The 22674-nt window shown below is 59.9% G+C and carries 19 protein-coding genes; 12 read left to right on the top strand and 7 right to left on the bottom strand.

What is annotated here, in order from left to right; genetic code table 11:
* Positions 1–121: 121 nt before the first annotated feature.
* The 3 genes from dgcB to etfB are packed head-to-tail and all read left to right on the top strand — an operon-like array spanning position 122 to position 4071.
* On the top strand, positions 122–2071 hold the full coding sequence (gene dgcB, locus AC4IHP_RS12835; protein ID WP_490831840.1) for a dimethylglycine demethylation protein DgcB: 1950 nt from the start codon (positions 122–124) through the stop codon (positions 2069–2071).
* A complete protein-coding gene (gene etfA / locus AC4IHP_RS12830) occupies positions 2071–3291 on the top strand; it encodes an electron transfer flavoprotein subunit alpha (protein ID WP_490831839.1) in 1221 nt (406 codons plus the stop codon). Before dgcB ends, etfA begins: the two co-directional genes overlap by 1 nt.
* Positions 3292–3300: 9 nt before the next feature.
* Positions 3301–4071, top strand: a complete 771-nt coding sequence (etfB, locus tag AC4IHP_RS12825; RefSeq protein WP_490831838.1) for an electron transfer flavoprotein subunit beta — start codon at positions 3301–3303, stop codon at positions 4069–4071.
* 881 nt (positions 4072–4952) lie between these two features.
* Here etfB and gbca read toward each other — a convergent pair.
* Entirely contained in the window at positions 4953–6248 is a 1296-nt protein-coding gene (gene gbca, locus AC4IHP_RS12820; protein WP_490831837.1) for a glycine betaine monooxygenase oxygenase subunit, read from the bottom strand.
* Between the two features lie 296 nt (positions 6249–6544).
* Between gbca and gbcB the strand changes: the two genes are divergently transcribed.
* Positions 6545–7645 (top strand): glycine betaine monooxygenase reductase subunit, encoded by a 1101-nt coding sequence (gene gbcB, locus AC4IHP_RS12815; protein WP_016772824.1) that lies wholly within the window; start codon positions 6545–6547, stop codon positions 7643–7645.
* A 58-nt stretch (positions 7646–7703) separates the two neighbouring features.
* On the opposite strand, the gene AC4IHP_RS12810 is transcribed toward gbcB, so the two are convergent.
* The 4 genes from AC4IHP_RS12810 to AC4IHP_RS12795 form a co-directional block, all read right to left on the bottom strand.
* On the bottom strand, positions 7704–8468 hold the full coding sequence (locus AC4IHP_RS12810; protein WP_490831836.1) for a hypothetical protein: 765 nt from the start codon (positions 8466–8468) through the stop codon (positions 7704–7706).
* The gene (locus AC4IHP_RS12805) at positions 8465–9928 is read right to left on the bottom strand and encodes a hypothetical protein (RefSeq protein WP_490831835.1); all 1464 of its coding nucleotides are present in this window, start codon (positions 9926–9928) and stop codon (positions 8465–8467) included. Before AC4IHP_RS12805 ends, AC4IHP_RS12810 begins: the two co-directional genes overlap by 4 nt.
* Positions 9925–10410 (bottom strand): Hcp family type VI secretion system effector, encoded by a 486-nt coding sequence (locus tag AC4IHP_RS12800; protein WP_490831834.1) that lies wholly within the window; start codon positions 10408–10410, stop codon positions 9925–9927. The genes AC4IHP_RS12805 and AC4IHP_RS12800 overlap by 4 nt, the downstream gene beginning before the upstream one ends.
* 160 nt (positions 10411–10570) lie before the next feature.
* The gene (locus AC4IHP_RS12795; protein ID WP_490831833.1) at positions 10571–11611 is read right to left on the bottom strand and encodes a threonine aldolase family protein; all 1041 of its coding nucleotides are present in this window, start codon (positions 11609–11611) and stop codon (positions 10571–10573) included.
* A gap of 126 nt (positions 11612–11737) precedes the next feature.
* On the opposite strand from AC4IHP_RS12795, the gene AC4IHP_RS12790 reads away from it, so the two are divergent.
* The 8 genes from AC4IHP_RS12790 (at position 11738) to fdhA (ending at position 21748) form a co-directional block, all read left to right on the top strand.
* Positions 11738–12448: a TraX family protein gene (locus tag AC4IHP_RS12790; RefSeq protein ID WP_490831832.1), complete on the top strand. Its 711-nt coding sequence runs from the start codon at positions 11738–11740 to the stop codon at positions 12446–12448.
* Between the two features lie 283 nt (positions 12449–12731).
* Complete coding sequence (gene glyA / locus AC4IHP_RS12785; RefSeq protein WP_460121951.1) at positions 12732–13985, top strand: serine hydroxymethyltransferase; 1254 nt, start codon at positions 12732–12734, stop codon at positions 13983–13985.
* A 21-nt stretch (positions 13986–14006) separates the two neighbouring features.
* Complete coding sequence (locus AC4IHP_RS12780; protein WP_016772829.1) at positions 14007–15257, top strand: sarcosine oxidase subunit beta; 1251 nt, start codon at positions 14007–14009, stop codon at positions 15255–15257.
* Positions 15258–15271: 14 nt separating this feature from the next.
* On the top strand, positions 15272–15601 hold the full coding sequence (locus AC4IHP_RS12775; protein WP_016772830.1) for a sarcosine oxidase subunit delta: 330 nt from the start codon (positions 15272–15274) through the stop codon (positions 15599–15601).
* The gene (locus AC4IHP_RS12770) at positions 15598–18615 is read left to right on the top strand and encodes a sarcosine oxidase subunit alpha (RefSeq protein ID WP_490831831.1); all 3018 of its coding nucleotides are present in this window, start codon (positions 15598–15600) and stop codon (positions 18613–18615) included. Before AC4IHP_RS12775 ends, AC4IHP_RS12770 begins: the two co-directional genes overlap by 4 nt.
* 143 nt (positions 18616–18758) lie before the next feature.
* Positions 18759–19391: a sarcosine oxidase subunit gamma gene (locus AC4IHP_RS12765; RefSeq protein ID WP_310403546.1), complete on the top strand. Its 633-nt coding sequence runs from the start codon at positions 18759–18761 to the stop codon at positions 19389–19391.
* A 124-nt stretch (positions 19392–19515) separates the two neighbouring features.
* Positions 19516–20373, top strand: a complete 858-nt coding sequence (purU, locus tag AC4IHP_RS12760) for a formyltetrahydrofolate deformylase (RefSeq protein WP_039757644.1) — start codon at positions 19516–19518, stop codon at positions 20371–20373.
* A gap of 175 nt (positions 20374–20548) precedes the next feature.
* Positions 20549–21748, top strand: coding sequence for a formaldehyde dehydrogenase, glutathione-independent (fdhA, locus tag AC4IHP_RS12755; protein ID WP_016772834.1), 1200 nt, complete (start codon positions 20549–20551; stop codon positions 21746–21748).
* A 66-nt stretch (positions 21749–21814) separates the two neighbouring features.
* On the opposite strand, the gene AC4IHP_RS12750 is transcribed toward fdhA, so the two are convergent.
* Together AC4IHP_RS12750 and AC4IHP_RS12745 are read right to left on the bottom strand one after the other, a co-directional pair.
* Positions 21815–22024: a cold-shock protein gene (locus tag AC4IHP_RS12750; protein WP_460121944.1), complete on the bottom strand. Its 210-nt coding sequence runs from the start codon at positions 22022–22024 to the stop codon at positions 21815–21817.
* Positions 22025–22237: 213 nt separating this feature from the next.
* Positions 22238–22579, bottom strand: a complete 342-nt coding sequence (locus AC4IHP_RS12745) for a hypothetical protein (RefSeq protein WP_490831830.1) — start codon at positions 22577–22579, stop codon at positions 22238–22240.
* Between the last annotated feature and the right edge of the window lie 95 nt (positions 22580–22674).

Here is a 22674-nt window from a genome sequence, read left to right as displayed (position 1 = left end):
CTCGCGAATGCAATCTGTCAGTTGACGATGATGTCGACTGACTCACCGCTTTCGCGAGCAGGCTCGCTCCCACAGTAAAGCGGATCGTGTTTCTCCAGGTTGTACTGGTGGGAGCTTCACCATGTTGAACACCCTTCTTCCAATCCTGTTGTTCGCAGCCCTGGGCCTTGCTGTCCTCGGCGCGTTGCGGCGGATGAACATGTGGCGCCGGGGGCGGGCGGCGAAGGTCGATCTGCTCGGCGGTCTACTGGCCATGCCCAAGCGCTACATGGTCGACCTGCACCACGTCGTCGCGCGGGACAAATACATTGCCAACACCCACGTCGCCACGGCGGGCGGTGCGGTGGCGTCGATTGTGCTGGCCATTCTGGTGCACGGTTTCGGCCTGCATAACCGCATCCTTGGCTACGCCTTGCTGCTGATGTCGGCGGTGATGTTTGTCGGCGCGATCTTCATGTACCTGCGCCGGGTCAATCCGCCTGCGCGTCTGTCAAAAGGCCCGTGGATGCGCCTGCCGAAAAGCCTGCTGGCGTTCTCGGCGTCGTTTTTCCTGGTGACCCTGCCGGTGGCCGGGATCCTGCCGGAGAACTTCGGCGGCTGGGTGCTCGCCGCCATTCTCGGCGTGGGCGTGGCGTGGGGCGTGTCGGAACTGTTCTTCGGCATGACCTGGGGCGGGCCGATGAAACACGCCTTTGCCGGTGCTTTGCACCTGGCCTGGCACCGTCGCCCGGAACGCTTTGGCGGCGGGCGCTCGACCGGTTTGAAGCCGCTGGACCTGAACAATCCCGATGCGCCGCTGGGCGTGGAAAAACCCAAGGATTTCACCTGGAACCAGTTGCTCGGTTTCGACGCCTGCGTGCAGTGCGGCAAGTGCGAAGCAGCGTGCCCGGCCTTCGCCGCCGGCCAGCCGCTGAACCCGAAAAAACTGATTCAGGACATGGTCGTCGGCCTCGCCGGCGGCACTGACGCGAAGTTCGCCGGCAGCCCGTATCCAGGCAAACCGATCGGCGAGCATGGCGGCAACCCGCACCAACCGATCGTCAACGGTCTGGTCGATGCCGAAACCCTGTGGTCATGCACCACCTGCCGCGCCTGCGTCGAGGAATGCCCGATGATGATCGAGCACGTCGATGCGATCGTCGACATGCGCCGTCACCTGACCCTGGAAAAAGGCGCGACCCCGAACAAAGGCGCCGAAGTCCTCGAAAACCTGATCGCCACCGACAACCCCGGCGGTTTCGCCCCGGGCGGGCGGATGAACTGGGCGGCGGATCTGAACCTCAATTTGCTCAGCGAAAAGAAATCCACCGACGTGCTGTTCTGGGTCGGCGATGGCGCCTTCGACATGCGCAACCAGCGCACCCTGCGTGCGTTCGTCAAAGTGCTGAAAGCGGCGAACATCGACTTCGCCGTGCTCGGCCTCGAAGAGCGCGACAGCGGCGATGTAGCGCGGCGTCTCGGCGACGAAGCGACGTTCCAGTTGCTGGCCAGGCGCAACATTCAGACGTTGGCCAAATACAGCTTCAACCGCATCGTCACCTGCGATCCGCACAGTTTCCATGTGCTGAAAAACGAATACGGCGCCTTCGATGGCAATTATCTGGTGCAGCACCACAGCACCTACATGGCCGAGATCATTCAGGCCGGCGCGCTCAATCTCGGTCAGCACAAAGGCAGCAGCGTCACCTATCACGATCCGTGCTACCTGGGCCGCTACAACGGCGAGTACGAAGCGCCGCGCGAAGTGCTGCGTGCCCTCGGCATCGAAGTCAAGGAAATGCAACGTTCCGGCTTCCGTTCGCGCTGCTGCGGCGGTGGTGGTGGCGCGCCGATCACTGACATTCCGGGCAAGCAGCGCATCCCCGACATGCGCATGGACGACATCCGCGAAACCGGCGCCGAACTGGTGGCGGTGGGTTGTCCACAGTGCACGGCGATGCTCGAAGGCGTGGTCGAACCGCGTCCGCTGATCAAGGACATCGCCGAACTGGTCGCCGACGCGTTGCTCGAAGACGCCGCGCCAAGCAAGCCTGCTACGCCGGCCAAACGTGAACCTGCGGAGGTGCACTGATGAGCGACATTATCCGCCGCGACCCGCGCGCCGAATGGATTGCGCGCAACCGCCTGCATCCGCTGCACGCGGCGATGCAACCGGCGCAACACAGCTGGATGGGGCCCAATGGCGTCATCCGCAAGAATCTGCACGGCATGGGTTTTATCGGCCCCAACGGCATCAAACGGATCGATCGCAGTGGTGCGCAACAGGGCGGGGCGGTCAAACGTTCCGCTGCTGTTGAAGTGCAGTTGCCGCTGCATCAGGTACCGGCTCCGGCGTTCTACATCAGCGTGGTGCCGGATATGGTCGGTGGTCGCCTGAGCAGCCACGACCGCGATCTGCTCGGCCTCGCTCACCAACTGGCCGGCAGCGATGGTGCAGTGCTTGCTGTGGTGTTCGGCGAGCACAAGGAAAGCGCTTTCGAAACAGCAGGCGTCGATCGCTTGCTGGTGCTTGAAGGCGAGGAATTCAGCGGTTATGCACCGGAACAACGGGTGCAGGGTTTGCGCGCTGTGGATAACCAGTTCAATCCGCGTCACTGGTTGCTGCCGGACAGCCGCAGCGGGGGCGGGGAACTCGGCCGACGCTTTGCTGCAGCCTTGGGCGAACGTCCGGCCACGCGGGTCTGGCAGGTCAAGGATCAGGAATGCATCGGTCGCGCCGGCGCCGGATTGCAAGACCTGGCGCGTCCGCTGGCGCGGTTGATTCTCGCCGCTGCCGAATGCGCCGAACCGGTCAGCGAAACCCGTCACGAAGCGTTGCCGGTGGAGTTATCCACAAGCGTGGCACGCAGCTTGTCGCGCATTGAAGATCTCGGCGCAGTGGCGGTAGATCCGGCGGCGATTCCGATGGCCGAAGCCGAGTTCATCTTCTCCGGCGGTAATGGTGTGAAGGACTGGCAGTTGTTCCACGAAACCGCCGCAGCACTTGGCGCCACCGAGGGCGCTTCGCGCGTGGCGGTGGACGATGGCTTCATGGCCCGTGATCGCCAGGTCGGTGCGTCCGGCACCTGGGTCACTGCGCGGGTCTATGTGGCTGTGGGTATCTCTGGCGCGATTCAGCACCTGCAAGGCATTGGCGCTTGCGACAAGGTGGTGGCGATCAACCTCGATCCGGGTTGCGACATGATCAAGCGTGCCGACCTTTCGGTAATCGGCGAAAGCGCAGAGATTCTGCAAGCGTTGATCGAAGCGGTCGCGGCTTACCGCAACGAAGCCAAGCGCGATGCGGCTTAAGGAAACCTTATGAACACGAACGTTATCAGTCTGGTTTCAATCGGCGCTCACCCGACTTCGGGTCGGCCACGGCGCGCCGATCAGGATGCGCGCGCGGTGGAACTGGGCCTGCAACTGGCTGGGGATAATCTGCAAGTGCTGCACGCCGGTGATGTTGCCGAACCGGCCCTGCGCGCCTATATGGGCATGGGCCTGGAACAGCTGCATGTGCTGGAACAACCCGCTGGCGCCGATGCCTTGCCGGCGCTGACCGCGTACCTGCGCGATGCCGGAGCGCAAGTGGTGCTGACCGGCAGCCAGGCGGAAACCGGTGAAGGTTCGGGGATGTTGCCGTTCCTGCTGGCTGAAGGTCTGGGCTGGCCGCTGGTGGTGGGCCTGGCGCAGGTCGAATCGATCAACGACGGTTCGGCGCTGGTTCTGCAAGCGTTACCGCGCGGGCAGCGACGCCGCTTGAAGGTCAAACTGCCTTTTCTGGCGACTGTGGATAACGCCGCGCCGAAGCCTCGGCAGAGCGCGTATGGCCCGGCAAGACGAGGCGAATTGGCCGCCGATGACGTTGACGTGATGGAGGACGAATTGTTGGCCGTCGCCACGCTGCAACCGGCCAAGCCACGGCCCAAGCGCTTGAAGGTGATCAAGGCCAAGAGCGGCGCCGACCGGATGAAGGCCGCGACAGCCAAGGCCAGTGGCGGCGGGGGGCAGGTGCTCAAAGGCGTTACTGCCCAGGCCGGCGCTGAAGCGATTCTGAAGCTGCTGATTGAAGAGGGCGTAGTCCGCTAGTCACCCTCTTCCAGGCACGGAACAACCCCAGTGGGAGCGAGCCTGCTCGCGAAGGAGGACTGTCAGCCGACACCTGCATCGACTGACGCGACACATTCGCGAGCAGGCTCGCTCCCACATTTGGTATTCATTCACAGTCAATCTTTACTGTTTACCCACAATCCCTGTTGGCGAAGCTGTGGATAACGTGTTCGCCCTTGCGCGCACCCCATGCCGTTCAAGCCTTTCAGCCACAAGATCAAAAAACGATCAACGTAACTTACGGATTTATCGGGCTTTTCCCTTGGTAGAAATCCATAAGTTGCCCCCAATCTCTGTTGGCGCTTCTGTGGATAAGATGTTCGCTATCTTCTGTAGGCCATATGCAGCGGGGTTTGCAGGGGTTTGATCAATTATTGATCAAATGCGTCCTCCAGATGCCGAGAGCTGTAAGCGCGAGGGGTTTTCCCCAGTCATAGGTGTTTTTCCACAGGCGATTGAAAGTTGTCCCCGATCTCTGTTGGCGCTTCTGTGGATAACGTGTTCGCTCCCCGCTGGAAGCCTTTAAATCCGTGGCCTGCGCGAGGCTGATCAAAAAACGATCGATCGTTTTCAGAAACCGTGATTCAGAATAAGTCACGATTTTTCTTTGCAAATCAGCAGGATATTTTTCGACTCATCCCCAGTTACCCCCATTTGCTGTGGGCGGGTATGTGGATAACTTGTTTGCGGAAGGCTGGAAGGCTTGGTGGGTATGGGCGGCGGAGGTATTGATCAGAAATTGATCTAAATGGCTTCAGGTCAGTGGTGTTTGTCAGACTTCTTCGCGAGCAAGCCCGCTCCCACAGGGGAATGCATTCCACCTGTAGGAGCTGCCGCAGGCTGCGATTTTTTGCTCTTGATCAGCCCTGAACCGGAACGCCTTTGAGGTAAGGCGCTGGCTCGGCCCCGAGGTTGTTCAACATCCGCTCGCTGTACCAGTCGACGAAGTTGACCACGCCGAATTCATACGTCTTGGAATAAGGCCCCGGCTGGTAAGCGGTGGAGTTGATCCCGCGCTGGTTTTCCTCAGCCAGACGGCGGTCCTGATCGTTCGTCGCGTCCCACACCTGGCGCATGCGCTCGACGTCGTAATCAACACCTTCCACCGCATCTTTGTGCACCAGCCACTTGGTGGTGACCATGGTTTCCTGGGCGCTGATCGGCCACACGGTGAAGACGATGATGTGATCGCCCATGCAGTGGTTCCACGAGTGCGGCAGATGCAGGATGCGCATCGAGCCCAGGTCCGGGTTCTTGATGCGGCCCATCAGTTTCGCGCAGCCCTGTTTGCCGTCGAGGGTCATCGACACGGTGCCCTTGAGCAGCGGCATGCGCACGATGCGGTTGCGCAGGCCGAAACTGGCGTGAGCGTAGGGGATCTTTTCCGCTTCCCAGGCAGCGGCGGAGGCGGCGACGTGATCCTTGAACGCCTGATCGGCGCGCGGGTCGGTGACGTCGTCCCACTCCAGCAGAGTTTTCAACAGTTCCGGGTGCGACGCGTTGCAGTGGTAGCACTCGCGGTTGTTCTCCAGCACCAGTTTCCAGTTGGCCTTCTCCATCAAGGTGGTGGTGATCGCCACCTTGGTGTTCTCCATGTCGTACGGTTCCATGTAATGGTTGAGCGTCGACAGGAAGTCATTGATGGCCGGCGGGTTCTCCGCCAGGCTGATGAAGATGTAGCCGCCAGCGGTTTTCACATTCACCGGTTTCAGGCCGTACTGCTTCATGTCGAAGTCGGCGCCCATCTCGGTGCCGGCGAACAGCAGGCGACCGTCCAGTTCGTAGGTCCACTGGTGGTAATGGCAGACCAGTTTGGCGACTTTGCCTTTTTCACTGGTGCACAGGCGCGAGCCACGGTGGCGGCAGACGTTGTGAAACGCATGCACCACGCCTTCGGCGCCGCGAATGACGATGATCGGGTTCTTGCCGACCTGCAGGGTCAGGTAGTTGCCCTTGGCCGGGATCTCGCAGGTCATGCCGGCGATCAACCACTCTTTCTGGAAGATCTCCTGCATGTCGATATCGAACAACCGCTCATCGCTGTAGAACGGTTGCGGCAGCGAAAACGTCCGCTCGCGCTCCTGCAGCATCTGTGCGGTGGCCTTGCGTGCGGGTTCCAGCGGATCGCCCAGGCTGATTTTTGCGGTGACGTCCATCGATGTAATCCTCATGGCCCTCTGCGTGGCCGGCGAAAGTGGCTGATCAGGTGTGCTGCAAAACGGTTGCTACGCAAGGTGTAAAGAAGTCGTCTTGTGTTGGGGCGAGTGTGGGGCCGGCGCTGCCCCGAACCTTATCCATGGGCGACATGGCGCAATCTGTTCCCGACGCGCAAGGCCCGGTGTTCAAGGGCTGGTCGCGATAAGTATGTCAATGTCGCGGATAGGTAAACGCACGGTCTGCGCTATACGCAGAATCGCCGACAAGAGGCCGACAGTCGGCCGTGGAGAACAGCATGTCCAACAGCTTCCTGAATCCGGTCACCACCCAGACCTGGGCCAATGGCCGACACATTGTCCGTTGCGTCAAAGTCATCCAGGAAACCTGGGATGTGCGCACCTTCTGCTTTATGGCCGACCAGCCGATCCTGTTCTTCTTCAAGCCGGGGCAGTTCGTCACCCTGGAGCTGGAAATCGAAGGCCAGCCGATCATGCGCTCGTACACGATTTCCAGCTCGCCGTCGGTGCCGTACAGCTTTTCGGTGACGATCAAACGCGTGCCGGGCGGCAAGGTCTCGAACTGGTTGCACGACACTTTGCATGAGGGGCAGGAGTTGGCGGTGCACGGCCCGGTCGGGCTGTTCAACGCGATCGACTTTCCTAGCCCGAAGGTCCTGTATTTGAGCGGCGGTGTCGGCATCACCCCGTGCATGTCGATGGCGCGCTGGTTCTACGACACCAACGCCAACGTCGACATGACCTTCGTGCACAGCGCGCGCTCGCCGAAAGACATCATCTATCACCGCGAGCTCGAGCACATGGCGTCGCGGATCGACAACTTCAGCCTGCACCTGATCTGTGAAAAGCACGGCCTCGGTGAGCCATGGGCCGGTTATCGCGGTTATCTGAATCACAAGATGCTCGAACTGATGGTTCCGGACTTCCTCGAACGCGAAGTGTTCTGCTGCGGCCCGACGCCATACATGACTGCGGTCAAGCGCCTGCTGGAAGCGGCCGGCTACGACATGTCGCGCTACCACGAAGAATCCTTCGGCGCCACGCCACCCGAGGCCCGCGCCGACGCGGTGGAACAGGCCGAACAAGCCGCCGATGCGCCGGAAATCGACGCAGCGGATCTGCACCAGGTCGAATTCACCGCCTCCGGCAAAAGCATCCGCGTGGGCCCGGGCGAAACCGTCCACGCAGCCGCCGCCAAGCTTGGCCTGATGATCCCGAAAGCCTGCGGCATGGGTATCTGCGGAACGTGCAAGGTGATGAAACTGGGCGGCGAAGTGGAGATGGAACACAACGGCGGGATTACCGAGGATGACGAGGCGGAAGGATTTATCCTGTCGTGCTGCAGCGTGCCGAAGGGGGATGTGCGGATTGAGTTTTAAATAGGCATGAACTTGGGTCGATCTCCTAAATGAGGAGATCGACCGGGAAAGTGCAATTTCAAATCAGCCCGAACAAAGCGAGCAGGCCGAAGCCCACAAAGGCAAAGCCAAATATTTGCTGGTATTTATTCAGTTTGAGCAGGTCGCGTTTGAGTTTTGGCGGGAAATTCTTAACGTCTCTTGCGCTGACTTTGCCTTGGGAAATGTACCGTGCGGGTTTTTTGAGGATGCCGAAAATCTCACCCAACATATAAATACGTCCCCCCAGGCCCGCTTGCCATAACATGAGCAAAGACGATGTGATTGAACTGCGTTTCAGGCTATTTAGGATCGTATCCAGTCTTCTCTTGGCGGTATAAAGTAAAATTCCATTTACCACTAAAAGACCTGTGAAACTCACCAGTGTCATGATCACAATTGGATCTTTTACGATATTGTTAATTTGATCTACGGATGAGCTTATTCCCAAGCACATCATAATTGCAAAAAAAATGAAAACCAGTTTGTATAAAATAATCAGGTTCTTTTTCAGTTTTTTGGGAAAGTTTTCGAAGTCTTTCGCGCAAAGTTTTCCGGTGTGAATGTAAAATTCAGGGTTTCGCATGATGTCGAACACTTCTCCCATCATGTAGATTTTGCCCCAAGGACCTCCGTGCCAAAGCATTATCAGTCTGCTCGAAATAGAACTGTTTGTTAGATGGTTCAATATGGTTTCGGTCTTTGTTTTCGCGACATACAACATCGCTCCTATCAAAGTAAATATGCCGACGAAGTCTACAATACCAATCAACAAGAATATTTTCTCTGAAGTACGAAGAGTCATTTAACAGCCTCGTATACTTTCTGTGCGATCCGTTCGCCGCCTTTCTCGCCCAAAGTCCCGCCGGCGTAATTTCCGAGTCCTGCCAGTAGCGCACTGCAAAGTACAGTGCCAAGCCCGCCTGTCGGGAGGCCAGCGCCTACGCAAATCGTTGAGGCAGTCAAGCTTACGAGCGCGCCGGCAACCATTCCGCCACCCACACCACCCAAAAAGCTTCCGCTCTCCGTGAACTTCACTTTTTCACATGCCTCCGCGCTTCCGTGCATGCAGACATCCTGCACCTTTAAGGCGGAGGCGCCACCACCCACCGCTGTACCGATCCAGCCGCCATATTTAACGTACTGTGATGCTTGGCTGACTGCCCGAATATGCGTGGCATAACCTGGGTTCTGGCCGATGCCGCCGGCTTTTCGCCAGTGGTGCACAAGATAGGGATGATCAATGCCTAGAGTGGTCTTCAGGCTCGGGTAATCGGGGATGCCAATACTCTGTCGGGTGAACCGATTGAGTTGGACGTCCAGCTTTTTGATTAATTGGTCACGCTTGTTTATGAATTCTTCAGAGACCCGGTGGCCTTTTGCGTCCAGCGTATGAACATGCAACTTCTCAAGATCTGCGAGAACATTTTTTATGCCATCCAGATGATTGGCTGCCATGGCCGTGACGACCCCGATCACTTTTGATTCATAGGCAAGTGCGGTCTGGATCACGCCATAGTGCTGCGCCATGAAATCCGCTTCTTCCACGGTCAGCGGTTCCAGCGTCGCACTGACAAAACGCGCGGTCTGCATCAGCAATGCTTCCTCGTATGTGCATTGCTGATTGTCAGGGTCGCTCAGCACGATCATCGAACCGGCTTTAATCATGTCCGGGGTCGGATTCAAACTTCTGAATCTGGCGATGACATTCGGGTTGGCGGAGGGGAGCAGTTGTGCCTCAAGCTTCTCGGCGACAATGCTTTTCGGCACGATGTAAAAACCCGGCTCCGATGGGGCCGGACGATCTTGCGGCCAGTGCTCGCTGGGGAAGAACTTCAAGTCGTTGACGGGGTGAGGGCTGCGCGCGGTGCTGCTGTTATTGACGCGTGCCACCCTGAGGTTCTGCTGATGAATCGCGCGCAGCAACCTGTCTGGATCGGAGCGCGAGGCAGGCTGCCTGAGCATCGATAACGGGCGTTTTTTTACCCCTTCAGGAACGGCACCTTTGATGCCGCGTACCAGAACTCTGGATTGGTTCAGAAGATGACGCTGTTCCTGTGCAAGGGCGTCAAGGCCCATGTCCGCTGAAAGGCGGCCGCTGGCGACATCATCGACAATGCCCTTGACGAAGCGCGCGATGGCCTGATTGAACTGCACGCGCGCACTGCCGAATGCCAGATGACGTGAGCCGACTGTCTGTGCCTGTGCGAGCAGCTTGCCGGCAGCGTGTCGAACGTCGCTGAGGTCGTGGCGCTGATCGCTCAACCTTCTTCGCCCCATGAGGCATGGCCGCTGGTCCCGGCGAGGTGATGCACCCAGCTGATGCCACGATAACGAATGGCGACCTGCTCCTGAGGTTCCGCGTCGTTGTGCAGAATGACGTGGGGCATATCCAGGTTCAGTTCGGTGAGCACCGCACCGTCGATCGAGACAGAAAAGTATTTTTCCTGCTGACCCTGAGGGGAGGTTCGGTAGAAGTTGATCTTGCAGTCGATCTCTTCACGGTTGGCCAGTGCCTGGGCCAGCAGCGGTGAAGATTTGTCGACGACTTTGGTGACAATGACCGGCGCGTGGGTGGCTCGGTGAGAGTTGTCGAGGTTGGCGAGGTTGTGGCTGTACGACAGCACCATGATTTCATCGGTGTGTGCCGCCTGATATCTGTTGCCGACCGAATCAGACGTTGAGCAGCCTGCCGAAATCAGCCCTTGGGTCTTGCCCGTGATTGTCATGTAGCCGGGAATTGCCATCGCGTGCGCTCCTTGAATCGGGAGCGAGCAGTCTATGGCGGGTTTTTTGTGCTTTCTGTAGGCCTTGGTGTAGTCCGATTCTGAAAATGCAGGTCTGCGACGCGCAGCCTCCCGGGCTGCATTCCCGTGCTGAGCATGGGAATGCAACTAGGGAGGGGAATCAGGCCGACATGACCTCGCGAATATCGCGCGCCAGTTCGCGGACGCGTTCTTCTTCGGTGTCCCAAGAACACATGAAACGCGCGCCGCCCTTGCCGATGAAGGTGTAGAAACGCCAGTTCTTTGCAGTCAACGCAGCGATGGCCGGCTCGGACAGTTGCAGGAACACGCCGTTGGCCTGCACCGGGAACATCAGTTCGACGCCGGGAATGTCGCTGACCAGTTCTGCCAGCAGTTGCGCGCAGTGGTTGGCGTGGCGGGCGTATTTGAGCCAGGCGTCGTTTTCCAGAATGCCGACCCACGGTGCCGACAAAAAGCGCATCTTCGACGCCAGTTGCCCGGCCTGCTTGCAGCGGTAGTCGAAGTCTTCGGCCAGTTTGTGGTTGAAGAACAGGATCGCTTCACCCACCGCCATGCCGTTTTTCGTGCCGCCGAAACACAGCACGTCGACGCCGGCTTTCCAGGTCAGGTCGGCGGGCGAGCAGCCGAGGAATGCGCAGGCGTTGGAGAACCGCGCGCCGTCCATGTGCAGGTGCAGGCCCAGTTCCTTGCAGGTTGCGCTGATGGCGCGGACTTCTTCCGGGGTGTAGACGCTGCCGACTTCAGTGGCTTGAGTCAGGGTCACCACACGCGGTTTCGGGTAGTGGATGTCCTGGCGCTTGAGCGCGACTTCGCGGATCGATTGCGGGGTGATCTTGCCGTTTTCAGTGCCGGCGATCAGCAGCTTCGAGCCGTTGGAGAAAAATTCCGGAGCGCCGCATTCGTCGGTTTCGACGTGGGCGGTTTCCGAGCAGATCACGCTGTGGTAACTCTGGCACAGCGACGACAGGGCCAGCGAGTTGGCGGCGGTGCCGTTGAAGGCGAAGAACACTTCGCAGTCGGTTTCGAACAGTTTGCGGAAATGATCCGCCGCGCGGGCGGTCCATTCATCCTCGCCATAAGCGCGCTGGTGGCCGTGGTTGGCCTGTTCCATGGCAGCCCAGGCTTCCGGGCAAATCCCGGAATAATTGTCGCTGGCGAATTGTTGGCTCTTGTCGGTCATGGCCGGCTTCCGTAATCGAGACTCTTGTGAAGGCTCGTGGTCAATGAGGATGCGCACTTTACCGAAGATCTTCCGGGGAGCACATGCGATGTCGGGTGGGGAAAATTACCAGTTTATGGGCCGATTATGCACCTGAGCCAACGCGACGGTGCCCTGGATCTGCTCAAATGGCTGGCGTTGCTGAGCATGTTGCTCGATCACCTGCGATATGTCGGCTTCTCCGCCGACTGGCTGTATGTGCCGGGTCGTCTTGCGTTTCCGTGGTTTTGCCTGGCAATGGCGGCGAATCTGGCCCGTAACGGTTCACGCGAGATGGAATGGCGCTATCTGGGCTGGCTGTTACTGTTCAGCGCCATCAGCGAAATCCCTTATCGCTTTTATATCCCCGACCCTGACACGTTCAACGTGATGCCGACGCTCGCGCTGGGCCTGCTGGTGGCGCGCGGCTGGCAGGATCGAGCATCGGTGGCGCGGTTGCTCGCATTGGCCGCACTGGTGGTTGCGGCGGTTTTTTCAGAACGACTGATGTTCGGTTTCTTCGGCGTATTGTTGCCGTTGGCGATGCTGCTGGTATTTCACCGGCCTTGGTATTTGAGCCTGTTGCCGGGGCTGGTGTGTCTGGCAGCGAACCAATGGCAGGTGTTGCTCGAATCGGCGCGGTTCGGTAACAGCGTGGCGACTCTGGGCCTGGCGACGTGTCTGTTTGCGCCGATTCTCGGAATGTTCTTGTTGCGACATGGGCGACATCTGCAGCCACCACCGATGCGGCGCTGGGCATATGCGCTGTATCCCGCGCATTTCCTCCTGCTGCTTGCCGTCCGCGCGGCATACACCTAACCCCTGTGGGAGCGGGCTTGCTCGCGAAAGCGTTGTGTCAGGCAGCATTGATATGACTGACACGGCCTCTTCGCGAGCAAGCCCGCTCCCACGGGGATCTCCACAGTTTCGGATGATGTGTCCGACCACCCTTTTCCAGCCATGTCGTAAACGCACCTTTGCGTGGCGCGCGCAGGCATTTGAGCTGTCTGTGCCAGCCATACCATCGCATCAAAGGGCACTGCCATCATTGCCAGTGCCTTACCGAGACGAATGGCGCACAGATGCCGCTGGGAGAGACGCGATGTTCAGCAAGCAAGACCAGATCCAGGGTTACGACGATGCACTGCTGGCGGCGATGAATGCCGAGGAGCAACGTCAGGAAGATCACATCGAGCTGATCGCGTCGGAGAACTACACCAGCAAGCGCGTCATGCAGGCGCAAGGCAGCGGCCTGACCAACAAATACGCCGAAGGCTATCCGGGCAAGCGCTACTACGGTGGCTGCGAGCATGTGGACAAGGTCGAAGCGCTGGCCATCGAACGCGCCAAGCAACTGTTCGGCGCCGATTACGCCAACGTCCAGCCGCACTCCGGTTCTTCGGCCAACAGCGCGGTGTACCTGGCGCTGATCCAGCCGGGTGACACCATCCTCGGCATGAGCCTGGCCCACGGCGGTCACCTGACCCACGGCGCGAAAGTGTCGTCCTCGGGCAAGCTCTACAACGCTGTGCAGTACGGCATCAACACCGGCACCGGGCTGATCGACTACGACGAAGTCGAGCGCTTGGCCGTCGAGTGCAAACCGAAAATGATCGTTGCCGGTTTCTCTGCTTACTCGAAGACACTGGATTTCCCGCGCTTCCGCCAAATCGCCGACAAGGTCGGTGCGCTGCTGTTCGTCGACATGGCTCACGTCGCCGGTCTGGTCGCTGCTGGCCTGTACCCGAATCCGCTGCCGTACGCCGACGTGGTCACCACCACCACGCACAAGACCCTGCGCGGTCCGCGTGGCGGGCTGATCCTGGCCAAGTCCAACGAAGAGATCGAGAAAAAGCTCAACGCCGCCGTTTTCCCCGGCGCACAGGGCGGCCCGCTGATGCACGTCATCGCCGGTAAAGCGGTGTGCTTCAAGGAAGCGCTGGAGCCTGGCTTCAAGGCTTATCAGCAACAAGTGATCGACAACGCCCAGGCGATGGCCAGCGTGTTCATCAAGCGTGGCTACGATGTGGTCTCCGGCGGCACCGACAACCATCTGTTCCTGGTCAGCCTGATCCGTCAGGGCCTGACCGGCAAGGACGCCGACGCCGCGCTGGGCCGTGCGCACATTACGGTGAACAAGAATGCCGTGCCGAACGACCCGCAGTCGCCGTTCGTGACCTCGGGCCTGCGCATCGGCACCCCGGCGGTGACCACGCGCGGCTTCAAGGTCAGCCAGTGCGAAACCCTCGCCGGCTGGATCTGCGACATCCTCGACAACCTCGGCGACGCCGATGTCGAGGCCAATGTCGCCCAGCAGGTTTCGGCCCTGTGCGCAGACTTCCCGGTTTATCGCTGAGTCGGTTTTGGAGTAATGACTATGCAACGCTATTCCGGCTTCGGCCTGTTCAAACACTCGCTCAGCCACCACGAAAACTGGCAGCGCATGTGGCGCACGCCCACCCCGAAAAAAGTCTACGACGTGGTCATCGTCGGCGGCGGCGGGCACGGCCTGGCGACTGCCTACTATCTGGCCAAGGAGCACGGCATCACCAATGTCGCCGTGGTCGAGAAAGGCTGGCTGGGCGGCGGTAATACCGCGCGCAACACCACCATCGTGCGTTCCAACTACCTGTGGGACGAGTCGGCGCACCTCTACGAACACGCGATGAAATTGTGGGAAGGCCTGTCGCAGGATCTCAACTACAACGTGATGTTCTCCCAGCGCGGCGTCTACAACCTGTGCCACACCCTGCAGGACATCCGTGATTCCGAGCGTCGGGTCAGCGCCAACCGCCTCAACGGCGTCGACGGCGAACTGCTCGACGCCAAGCAGGTTGCGGACGAAATTCCGTACCTGGACTGCTCGAAAAACACCCGCTACCCGATCATGGGCGCCACCGTGCAGCGTCGCGGCGGCGTCGCCCGACACGATGCCGTGGCCTGGGGCTTTGCCCGTGCCGCCGATGCCTTGGGCGTGGACCTGATCCAGCAGACCGAAGTGATCGGCTTCCGCAAGGAAAACGGCGTGTGCATCGGCGTCGAAACCAACAAGGGTTTTATTGGTGCCAAGCGCGTCGGCGTGGTCACGGCCGGTAACTCCGGGCACATGGCCAAGCTTGCCGGTTTCCGCCTGCCGATCGAATCCCACCCGCTGCAAGCGCTGGTGTCCGAGCCGATCAAACCGATTATCGACAGCGTGATCATGTCCAACGCCGTGCACGGTTACATCAGCCAGTCCGACAAGGGCGACCTGGTGATCGGCGCCGGTATCGACGGCTACAACGGCTACGGCCAGCGTGGTTCGTACCCGGTGATCGAACACACGATTCAGGCCATCGTCGAAATGTTCCCGGTGCTCTCGCGGGTACGCATGAACCGCCAGTGGGGCGGCATCGTCGACACCACCCCGGACGCCTGCCCGATCATTTCCAAGACTCCGGTACCGAACATGTTCTTCAACTGCGGTTGGGGTACCGGCGGCTTCAAGGCCACACCGGGTTCGGGCAACGTGTTTGCCGCGAGTCTGGCCAAGGGTGAAATGCACCCGCTGGCTGCACCGTTTTCCATCGACCGTTTCCACAACGGCGCGCTCATCGACGAACACGGCGCTGCTGCCGTCGCCCACTAACAGGAGAAATCCCTATGTTGCACATCTTCTGTCCTCACTGCGGCGAACTGCGCTCCGAAGAGGAATTCCATGCATCCGGCCAGGCGCACATCCCGCGGCCGCTGGATCCGAACGCCTGCACCGATGAGGAATGGGGCGACTACATGTTCTTCCGCGATAACCCGCGCGGTCTGCACCACGAACTGTGGGACCACGTTGCCGGTTGCCGCCAGTACTTCAACGTCACTCGCGATACCGTGACCTACGAGATTCTCGAGAGCTACAAGATCGGCGAGAAGCCGCAATTCACCGACAAGGCTGGCACTGCAAAAACAGCCACGACGGCGCTGGGAGAGAAGGTATGAGCCAGACCAATCGCCTGTCCAACGGTGGACGGATCGACCGCAACAAAGTGCTGAGCTTCACCTTCAACGGCCAGACTTACAAAGGCTACGAAGGCGACTCGCTGGCCGCTGCACTGATTGCCAACGGCGTCGATATCATCGGCCGCAGCTTCAAGTATTCGCGCCCTCGCGGCATCTTCGCTGCCGGTTCCGAAGAGCCGAACGCAGTGCTGCAGATCGGTGCCACCGAAGCCACGCAGATTCCCAACGTGCGTGCCACGCAGCAGGCGTTGTATCAGGGCCTGGTCGCCACCAGTACCAACGGCTGGCCGAGCGTCAACAACGACATGATGGGCATTCTCGGCAAGGTCGGCGGCAAGCTGATGCCGCCGGGTTTCTACTACAAAACCTTCATGTACCCGCAATCGTTCTGGATGACCTACGAGAAGTACATCCGCAAGGCTGCCGGCCTTGGCCGTTCGCCGACCGAGAACGATCCGGACACCTACGACTACATGAACCAGCACTGCGACGTGCTGATCGTCGGTGCCGGCCCGGCCGGTCTCGCCGCTGCCCTGGCCGCTGCGCGCAGCGGTGCGCGAGTGATTCTGGCCGATGAGCAGGAAGAGTTCGGTGGCAGCCTGCTCGATTCCCGCGAAAGCCTCGACGGCAAACCGGCAATGGAATGGGTTGCCAGCGTCCTCGCCGAACTGAAGAACACCCCGGACGTGCTGCTGTTGCCGCGCGCCACGGTCAACGGTTACCACGACCACAACTTCCTGACCATTCACGAACGCCTCACCGATCACCTCGGCGATCGCGCGCCGATCGGTCAGGTGCGTCAGCGCATCCACCGTGTCCGCGCCAAGCGCGTGGTGCTGGCGACCGGCGCCCACGAGCGTCCGCTGGTCTACGGCAACAACGACGTGCCGGGCAACATGCTTGCCGGCGCGGTGTCGACTTACGTGCGTCGTTATGGCGTAGCGCCGGGCAAAAAACTGGTGCTGTCGACCAACAATGATCACGCCTATCGCGTCGCTCTGGATTGGCTCGATGCCAGCCTGCAAGTGGTGGCCATCGCCGACGCGCGCAGCAATCCGCGCGGTGCATTGGTTGAAGAAGCGCGTGCCAAAGGCATTCGCATCCTCACCGGCAGTGCGGTGATCGAAGTGCGTGGCAGCAAGCGTGTGACCGCTGCCCGCGTCGCCGCGATCGACGTAAAAGCCCACGCCGTGACCAGTCCGGGCGAGTGGCTCGAGTGCGATCTGGTCGCCAGCTCCGGCGGTTACAGCCCGGTGGTTCACCTGGCTTCGCACCTCGGCGGCAAACCGGTCTGGCGGGAAGACATTCTCGGTTTCGTACCGGGCGAAGCACCGCAGAAACGCGTGTGCGTCGGTGGCATCAATGGCGTCTACGCGCTTGGCGATTCGCTGGCCGACGGTTTTGAAGGTGGCGTGCGCGCTGCCGCCGAGGCCGGTTTCCAGACTGTCGAAGGCGTGTTGCCGAAAGCTCTGAGCCGTCTTGAAGAGCCGACCCTGGCGCTGTTCCAGGTGCCGCACGAGAAAAACTCGGCGCGTGCACCGAAGCAATTCGTCGACTTCCAGAACGACGTCACCGCCGGTGGCATCGAACTGGCGACCCGCGAAGGTTTCGAGTCGGTCGAGCACGTCAAACGCTATACCGCGCTGGGCTTCGGCACCGATCAGGGCAAGCTCGGCAACGTCAACGGTCTGGCCATTGCCGCCCGTTCGCTGAACGTGACCATCCCGCAGATGGGCACCACCATGTTCCGTCCGAACTACACGCCGGTGACCTTCGGCGCCGTGGCCGGGCGGCACTGCGGGCACATCTTCGAACCGGTGCGCTACACCGCGCTGCATGCCTGGCACGTGAAGAACGGCGCCGAGTTTGAAGACGTCGGTCAGTGGAAGCGTCCCTGGTACTTCCCGAAAAACGGTGAAGACCTGCACGCGGCGGTCAAGCGCGAATGCCAAGCCGTGCGCGATAGCGTCGGCCTGCTCGACGCCTCGACCCTCGGCAAGATCGACATTCAAGGCCCGGATGCCCGCGAATTCCTCAACCGCGTGTACACCAACGCCTGGACCAAGCTCGACGTGGGCAAGGCGCGCTACGGTCTGATGTGCAAGGAAGACGGCATGGTCTTCGACGACGGTGTGACCGCGTGTCTGGCCGACAACCATTTCGTCATGACCACCACCACCGGCGGTGCCGCGCGCGTACTGCAGTGGCTGGAGCTGTACCACCAGACCGAATGGCCGGACCTGAAGGTGTACTTCACTTCGGTCACCGACCACTGGGCGACCATGACCCTGTCCGGGCCGAACAGCCGCAAGCTGCTCAGTGCCGTGACTGACATCGATCTGAGCAACGAAGCGTTCCCGTTCATGACCTGGAAAGAAGGTCTGGTCGGCGATGTGCCGGCGCGGGTGTTCCGTATCTCGTTCACCGGTGAGCTGTCTTACGAAGTCAACGTGCAGGCCGATTATGCGATGGGCGTGCTGGAGAAAATCGTCGAGGCCGGCAAGCAGTACAACCTGACCCCTTACGGCACTGAAACCATGCACGTGCTGCGGGCCGAGAAGGGTTTCATCATTGTCGGCCAGGACACCGACGGCTCGATGACCCCGGACGACCTGAACATGGGCTGGTGTGTCGGTCGCACCAAACCGTTCTCGTGGATCGGCCAGCGCGGCATGAACCGCGAAGATTGCGTGAAGGAACAGCGCAAGCAACTGGTGGGCCTCAAACCGATAGATCCGACCAAATGGCTGCCGGAAGGTGCGCAGTTGGTGTTCAACACCAAGCAGGCGATCCCGATGACCATGGTCGGCCACGTGACCTCCAGCTACGCGCACAACTCCCTCGGTTATTCGTTTGCCATGGGTGTGGTCAAGGGCGGCCTCAAGCGCATGGGCGAGCGGGTGTTCGCACCGCTGGCCGATGGCAGCGTGATCGAAGCGGAGATCGTTTCTTCGGTGTTCTTCGATCCGAAGGGTGAGCGGCAGAACATCTGACAACCTCGGGAGCGGTGGGCGGGCGGCTATTCGCGAGCAGGCTCGCTCCCACATTCGACCGCGTTCCCCTGTGGGAGCGAGCCTGCTCGCGAAAGCGGCAGATCAGCCACCGCAGGAACCAACAGAATTCAGTAAGGTGCTTTATGACCACAGCCAATGTTTACCAGCAACGCCCGACCACCGGTGCCCGTGCCGAGTCGTCGCTGCACCATGCCGACCTCGCCAGCCTGGTCGGCAAGGGCCGCAAGAACGCCGGCGTGATCGTGCGGGAAAAGAAACTACTCGGCCACCTGACCCTTCGTGGCGATGGCCACGATGCCGCGTTTGCGGCCGGTGTGCACAAAGCCCTGGGCATTGAATTGCCCGGTGCGCTGAGCGTAATCGTCAAAGGCGAAACCAGCCTGCAATGGATGGGCCCGGACGAGTGGCTGCTGATCGTGCCAAGCGGCGAAGAATTCGCTGCCGAGCAGAAACTGCGTGAAGCGTTGGGCGATCTGCACATTGCCATCGTCAACGTCAGCGGCGGCCAGCAGATTCTCGAATTGAGCGGCCCGAACGTGCGTCAGGTGCTGATGAAGTCGACCAGCTACGACGTGCACCCGAACAACTTCCCGGTCGGCAAAGCGGTGGGCACGGTGTTCGCCAAGTCGCAGCTGATGATTCGTCATACCGCCGAAGACACCTGGGAACTGCTGATCCGTCGCAGCTTCTCGGATTACTGGTGGTTGTGGTTGCAGGATGCTTCGGCCGAGTACGGCCTCAGCGTTCAGGCTTGATGGATGATCGTTCCCACGCTCTGCGTGGGAGTGCATCCCGGGACGCTCCGCGTCCCAAGAGCGGACGCCGAGCGTCCATGGCGGCATTCCCATGCAGAGCGTGGGAACGATCAGAGGAAAAAATATGAGCCGCGCCCCAGACACATGGATTCTGACCGCCGACTGCCCCAGCGTCCTCGGCACGGTGGACGCGGTCACGCGTTTTCTGTTCGAGCAGGGCTGTTATGTGACCGAGCACCACTCGTTCGATGATCGCCTCTCCGGACGCTTCTTCATTCGCGTGGAATTCCGCCAGCCTGATGGTTTTGACGAGCAATCTTTTCGCGCAGGCCTTGCCGAGCGAGGGCAGGCGTTCGGCATGCTTTTCGAACTGACCGCGCCGAACTACCGGCCGAAAGTGGTGATCATGGTGTCGAAGGCCGATCACTGCCTCAATGACTTGCTCTACCGCCAGCGCATCGGCCAGTTGTCGATGGACGTGGCGGCAGTGGTGTCCAACCATCCGGATCTCAAGCCGTTGGCCGACTGGCACCAGATTCCCTACTACCATTTCCCTCTCGACCCCAACGACAAACCGGCGCAGGAGCGTCAGGTCTGGCAGGTGATCGAAGAGGCCGGTGCCGAACTGGTGATCCTCGCCCGCTACATGCAGGTGCTGTCACCGGAGCTGTGCCGCAAGCTCGACGGCAAGGCGATCAACATTCACCACTCGCTGCTGCCGGGCTTCAAGGGCGCCAAACCGTATCACCAGGCCTACAACAAGGGCGTGAAACTGGTGGGCGCGACGGCGCATTACATCAACAACGACCTCGACGAGGGACCGATCATTGCCCAGGGCGTCGAGGCGGTGGATCACAGTCATTACCCCGAGGACCTGATCGCCAAGGGGCGCGACATCGAAGGCCTGACGCTGGCGCGGGCGGTTGGGTATCACATCGAAAGACGGGTGTTCCTGAACGCCAACAGAACCGTCGTTCTCTAGATCGCTTTCGCGAGCAGGCTCGCTCCCACAGGGGTATGCATTCCAACGTGGGAGCGAGCCTGCTCGCGAAGGGGCCAGAACAAACAACGCAAGACCAACAAGCAATACCCGAGCACTCAACGCGCTGCCCCACCGGGGCAACGCAGTTCCATAAAAACAACAGCGAGGTGAAAGCATGTCTGGCAATCGTGGTGTGGTGTATCTCGGCGCTGGCAAGGTCGAAGTACAGAAAATCGACTATCCGAAAATGCAGGACCCGCGCGGTCGCAAGATCGAGCATGGGGTCATTCTCAAGGTGGTCTCCACCAACATCTGTGGCTCCGACCAGCACATGGTGCGCGGCCGGACCACGGCGCAGACCGGTCTGGTGCTGGGTCACGAGATCACCGGCGAGGTAATCGAAAAAGGCTCCGACGTCGAAAACCTGAAGATTGGCGATCTGGTTTCCGTTCCCTTCAACGTAGCTTGCGGGCGCTGCCGTTCCTGCAAAGAGCAACACACCGGCGTCTGCCTGACCGTCAACCCGGCCCGTGCCGGCGGCGCATACGGTTACGTCGACATGGGCGACTGGACCGGTGGCCAGGCTGAATACGTGCTGGTGCCGTACGCCGACTTCAACCTGCTGAAACTGCCGGACCGCGACAAGGCCATGGAGAAAATCCGCGACCTGACCTGCCTCTCCGACATCCTCCCGACCGGTTACCACGGCGCCGTTACTGCCGGCGTTGGCCCGGGCAGTTCCGTATACATCGCCGGCGCCGGCCCGGTCGGCCTCGCCGCTGCCGCTTCCGCACGCTTGCTCGGTGCGGCGGTGGTGATCGTCGGCGACGTCAACACCATCCGCCTGGCCCATGCCAAGGCCCAGGGCTTTGAGGTCGTCGACCTGTCCAAAGACACCCCGCTGCACGAACAGATCGCTGCACTGCTGGGCGAGCCGGAAGTCGATTGCGCGGTGGATTGCGTCGGTTTCGAAGCGCGCGGCCACGGCCACGACGGCGTCAAGGCCGAAGCCCCGGCCACGGTGCTCAACTCACTGATGGGCGTGGTGCGCGTTGCCGGCAAGATCGGTATCCCGGGCCTGTACGTCACCGAAGATCCGGGCGCCGTCGACGCCGCGGCAAAAATGGGCAGCCTGAGCATTCGCTTCGGTCTGGGCTGGGCCAAATCCCACAGTTTCCACACCGGCCAGACTCCAGTGATGAAGTACAACCGCCAGCTGATGCAGGCGATCATGTGGGACCGCATCAACATCGCTGAAGTGGTCGGCGTGCAAGTGATCAGCCTCGATCAGGCGCCGGAAGGTTACGGCGAGTTCGATGCCGGCGTGCCGAAGAAGTTTGTGATTGATCCGCACAAGTTGTTCAGTGCGGCGTAAGGTTTTATTGCAACGCAAAACGGCGCCGTCTGGCGCCGTTTTTTATGTTATGGCGGTTCGTTGTCACTAGAGGACCCTAACTTTGTCAGCCTGCATGCCTTTCTTTCCTCTTGTGGCGATAAACGACACCCTTTGCCATTCTTTTAGCGTTTTGCATTCATTCGATTCAATGGCGCTGTAATGGACGTAGAGATCATCACCACTCTCGGGGGTGATAAAGCCAAAGCCTTTCTCATCGTCAAACCACTTTACGATACCGATCTGTCTGTTTGACATGTCGATGCTTCCCTGTTTGCTTAGTGTATCGATTTCAGGCTCCAGGAATCGCGACCAAGACTTACCTGTTCTTTATAGCGAACCAGTCCAACGGTTCTCGAGTTGAAGGACCTCCGCCAACTGATGTGCATGACCATGTTGGATGAGTTGTATGGTGCGACTTGGGATTTCCAAACAAAGAAGGGCAACCTTCGAGTTGCCCTTTGTTACATGTCAATTTTTTTTCGTTTCTTCAAACGAGCATTTTTTGGTGTCTCCATCGGTGACTGCGCAATCATCCGAAGGCTTACCTTCCTTGTCTTTCCAACCGGTCCCAGTGGCTGTAATCGGAGTACCGTTTCTGTAGCCGGATGAGGCGCCGAGGTCGCCCTTGCCTTCGTAGCGGCAAATGACAACTGAATCAGCGCTGCCTTTGTCTTTAAGGCGCGCAGAGGTGAAAGTGAGATCTTCGTTGTCTTGAGAATGGGTAATCGAAAGTGATGGACAAGTGGCTGCATAGGCGGTGCTCATCATGGCAAGACCTACCAAAACACCCGCTGCGATTTTCAACTTCATCATTCGTACTCCGTTACATGAAAGGAGCAGTAATGTTCTATGTGTTGATGGTTGCTGCCAACTGTCAGAACTGACAGTATTTTAGTCGTGTTAGA

It is taken from the genome of Pseudomonas sp. UF-293 (genome assembly GCF_058245595.1).
Note: the sequence above shows the minus strand (reverse complement) of the source record. Positions and strands in the feature narration are given on the sequence as shown.

Excerpts from the sequence above, each read along its gene's own strand:
- dgcB (WP_490831840.1), top strand. The coding sequence starts at position 122 with ATGTTGAACACCCTTCTTCCAATCCTGTTGTTCGCAGCCCTGGGCCTT.
- etfA (WP_490831839.1), top strand. The coding sequence starts at position 2,071 with ATGAGCGACATTATCCGCCGCGACCCGCGCGCCGAATGGATTGCGCGC.
- etfB (WP_490831838.1), top strand. The coding sequence starts at position 3,301 with ATGAACACGAACGTTATCAGTCTGGTTTCAATCGGCGCTCACCCGACT.
- gbca (WP_490831837.1), bottom strand. The coding sequence starts at position 6,248 with ATGGACGTCACCGCAAAAATCAGCCTGGGCGATCCGCTGGAACCCGCA.
- gbcB (WP_016772824.1), top strand. The coding sequence starts at position 6,545 with ATGTCCAACAGCTTCCTGAATCCGGTCACCACCCAGACCTGGGCCAAT.
- AC4IHP_RS12810 (WP_490831836.1), bottom strand. The coding sequence starts at position 8,468 with ATGACTCTTCGTACTTCAGAGAAAATATTCTTGTTGATTGGTATTGTA.
- AC4IHP_RS12800 (WP_490831834.1), bottom strand. The coding sequence starts at position 10,410 with ATGGCAATTCCCGGCTACATGACAATCACGGGCAAGACCCAAGGGCTG.
- AC4IHP_RS12795 (WP_490831833.1), bottom strand. The coding sequence starts at position 11,611 with ATGACCGACAAGAGCCAACAATTCGCCAGCGACAATTATTCCGGGATT.
- AC4IHP_RS12790 (WP_490831832.1), top strand. The coding sequence starts at position 11,738 with ATGCACCTGAGCCAACGCGACGGTGCCCTGGATCTGCTCAAATGGCTG.
- glyA (WP_460121951.1), top strand. The coding sequence starts at position 12,732 with ATGTTCAGCAAGCAAGACCAGATCCAGGGTTACGACGATGCACTGCTG.
- AC4IHP_RS12780 (WP_016772829.1), top strand. The coding sequence starts at position 14,007 with ATGCAACGCTATTCCGGCTTCGGCCTGTTCAAACACTCGCTCAGCCAC.
- AC4IHP_RS12775 (WP_016772830.1), top strand. The coding sequence starts at position 15,272 with ATGTTGCACATCTTCTGTCCTCACTGCGGCGAACTGCGCTCCGAAGAG.
- AC4IHP_RS12770 (WP_490831831.1), top strand. The coding sequence starts at position 15,598 with ATGAGCCAGACCAATCGCCTGTCCAACGGTGGACGGATCGACCGCAAC.
- AC4IHP_RS12765 (WP_310403546.1), top strand. The coding sequence starts at position 18,759 with ATGACCACAGCCAATGTTTACCAGCAACGCCCGACCACCGGTGCCCGT.
- purU (WP_039757644.1), top strand. The coding sequence starts at position 19,516 with ATGAGCCGCGCCCCAGACACATGGATTCTGACCGCCGACTGCCCCAGC.
- fdhA (WP_016772834.1), top strand. The coding sequence starts at position 20,549 with ATGTCTGGCAATCGTGGTGTGGTGTATCTCGGCGCTGGCAAGGTCGAA.
- AC4IHP_RS12750 (WP_460121944.1), bottom strand. The coding sequence starts at position 22,024 with ATGTCAAACAGACAGATCGGTATCGTAAAGTGGTTTGACGATGAGAAA.
- AC4IHP_RS12745 (WP_490831830.1), bottom strand. The coding sequence starts at position 22,579 with ATGAAGTTGAAAATCGCAGCGGGTGTTTTGGTAGGTCTTGCCATGATG.